Here is a 2,901-nt window from a genome sequence, read left to right as displayed (position 1 = left end):
GGCGTCCACGTCCGCCGGGGCGCCGGCCAAGGGGACCCGGGTCACGGCCGGGGTGCGGATCGCCTGGCCGAGTTCGCTGTAGCCGATGGCGCCCCGCGTCGCCGCGACCTTCCTCAACACGTCCTCCGTGGAGTCCAGTTCGCAGCGCATGGGAGCGGAGCTGTCCTCCTTGGGGCCGCAGGCCAGTGAAGTGCTCGGCACGCCCTCCCACTTGCCGTCGAGCACCCGGTCCTGGAAGACCTGCCGGGTGCCGGAGTCGGCGTCCCGGCTGACCAGGACCACGCGCCAGTGCGGCAGCCGCAGCGCCGGGTCCAGCTCGTCCCAGTACCGGACCGCCCCCGAGTACACCCGCCGCACCTGCGACAGGGTCAGGCCCCGCCGGAGGCCGAGCCCCTTGTCGGCGACCAGGGTGAAGACCGACAGGGCGACCGGCTCGGCCCGCAGCGCGTGGCCGGCGCCCTTGTTCCGGCCGTCCGAGAACGCGATCTCCGAGGCCCGTCTCGTCCTCGACTCGCCCTCCATCGCGGCGAGTTCACCCACCCCGGCGGTACTCCCGCGCGCCTCGACCGTGATGTGGGAGCCCTCGCAGTCCTTCTCGTACTCCTTGGCCAGTTCGTCCGCCACGAGTACGAAAGCCGTCGAGCCGACGACCGTCAGCGCGCCCTTCTCGCAGCCCAGCGGGGGCGGGCTGTCGTCGCGCACGATGACGATGCCCGCCAGGGTCAGGACCGAGGCGGTGAGGATGACGGAGATCAGCCGGGCCGCCCGGCTGAACAGCGGCGGCTTGTCGTCCGGTGTCGCACTGCGGTTGGGGTGCACCTGGCCGTCCCGGATACCGCCGACCAGCCGGATGTCGCAGCCCACGTCACCGCCCGACAGCAGCACCAGCAGCTTGAAGTGCTCGCCCCGGTTGAGCGGGACGCGCGGGATGCGCAGGGTGTTGCCGCCGACGTCGTAGCCGAAGCCCGCGTGCGGTGTGAAGTGGCTCATCAGGTGGTCGATGCCGGGTGGTTGAGTGACCGACACTCCGTGAATGGCCCGGTCGGTGAACTCCACGGTGAGGCCGTGCAGTTCACGGCTCGTGTAGTCCTCGTGGGCGATGCCCTGCGAGCCGTCGTTCTCGATGCGGAGGAGGACGAGGGTGGCTCTGTGCATGCCGGGCGCCTCGTCGAACAGGCCGAGTCTGACGTTCGTCTGGCCCGACTGCGCGCCGTCGCCTATCGGGTTGTCCATCTGTACGCGGTACCCGACCCGTTTGCTGCGCGGCACCCGGCGCTCGTACCAGACCATGACCGCCGACGCGACGATGCCGACGCCCGCCGTCGCCACGGCCACGATGTTCTCCGCGCTCAGCCACTCCATATGGGTGCCCCCGCAAGCCCCAGCGCCGACAGTGCGGTCACTTTATGGCCACTGGCGCCTCAAGTCCCTTTTCTTGTAGGGAAGTTCGCCCGAAGTTCAGCTTTCCTTCCCGTACGTCAGCTTCTCCCCGTTTCCCTCCGTCGCCCGTTCCAGCTCGCCGTTCTCGCGGAGGGTCAGTGTCGAGGCCGGTTCCGGGGCGCAGGCCGAGGACGGTTCCGCGACGGTGACTCGGGAGGCGGCGATCCTCAACAGGGTTCCGCTGGTGGGCCGTTCGGCCAGGGCCGCGACCGACACGCAGTGATACGTGTCTCCGGCAGTGCGGCCGTCTGCCGTCAGGGTCAGTATTCCTTCGCCCACCTTGCCCTGCCTGATGGTCAGTTGGCGGGTGGGGTGGCCCGTGGAGTTGTCGATGCCATTGTCGGTCGACGTGTTCCAGGTGCCGAGGAAGCCGGACGGTACGACACCCGCCGGGGTGTCCTCCTCGCCGGTCATCAGGGCGACTATCGACGCGCCCGCCCCGAGGGCGACGGCCAGCGCGGCGGCTGCCAGCCCCAGTGACAGCCGGGGTCTCCGCAAGGGGACCATGTCCGGACCGGCGGGCGTCGTGCTCCACTCGGGCGGTACGTCGGGCGGGTCCAGCGCCGGATCCCCGGGCCAGACCGGGGGACAGTGAGTCGGCCCGGCATCGACCTCGGCCCCGATCTCCAGTAACTCGCCCGCCCGCCGCCCCAGTTGGGCCACCAGCCCGCCCGGCAGCCAGTTCTCCCGGTCGTCATCCCCCAAGATCTGCGTACGCTCCACGACCTGTAATGGCGTCGGCCGCTGCCTCGGGTCCTTGTGCAGGCAGTCGCGGACGAGGGTGGACAGGCCCTCCGGGATGCCCGTCAGGTCGGGTTCCTCCTGGGCTATGCGGAACATCATGGCGTGGGACCCGCTGCCCGCCACGGCGAAAGGGAGGGCGCCCGTGCACGCGTACGCGAGGACCGAGCCCAGGCAGAAGACGTCCGCCGCCGCCGTGACCCGGTCGCCCCGTACCTGCTCGGGGGACATGAAACCGGGTGAGCCGACGAGCGCGCCCGCGCGCGTGAGGCCGCCCTCCGTCAGGGTCTCCAGGGCGCGGGCGATACCGAAGTCGATGACGCGCGGTCCGTCGACGGTGACCAGGACGTTGGACGGCTTGAGGTCACGGTGGACCAGCCCGGCGGTGTGGATGTCCTGGAGCGCGTGCGCGAGCCCGGCGGCCAGGACACGTACCGAGCGCTCGGGCAGCGGCCCGTGGTCGTGTTCGATGATCCGGGCCAGGGTCGGCCCGGCGACGTACCCGGTGGCGACCCACGGCACGGCGGCCTCGGTGTCGGCGTCGAGCACGGGCGCCGTCCAGCGGCCCCCGACGCGGCGCGCGGCGGCGACCTCCTGCCGGAAGCGCTCCCGGAACTCGTCCTGCCCGGCCAGTTCCGGCCGCACCAGTTTGACGGCGACCGTACGGCCCCGATCGGACCGCGCGACGTACACCTGCCCCATCCCGCCCGCGCCGAGCCG

2 protein-coding genes are annotated in these 2,901 nt (G+C 71.5%); both read right to left on the bottom strand.

Translation table 11 applies throughout. The features are described 5' to 3' along the window. On the bottom strand, positions 1-1,362 hold a 1,362-nt coding region (locus AOK08_RS30420; RefSeq protein WP_055532034.1), incomplete at its 3' end, for a PstS family phosphate ABC transporter substrate-binding protein. Positions 1,363-1,458: 96 nt separating this feature from the next. Beyond that, positions 1,459-2,901 (bottom strand): serine/threonine-protein kinase (locus AOK08_RS30415; protein WP_055532032.1); only part of this gene is annotated, 1,443 nt, incomplete at its 5' end.

It is taken from the genome of Streptomyces graminilatus, from assembly GCF_001418565.1.
Taxonomy (GTDB): domain Bacteria; phylum Actinomycetota; class Actinomycetes; order Streptomycetales; family Streptomycetaceae; genus Streptomyces; species Streptomyces graminilatus.
The sequence above is the reverse complement of the archived record's forward strand: the minus strand, read 5'-3'. Positions and strand labels throughout refer to the sequence as shown.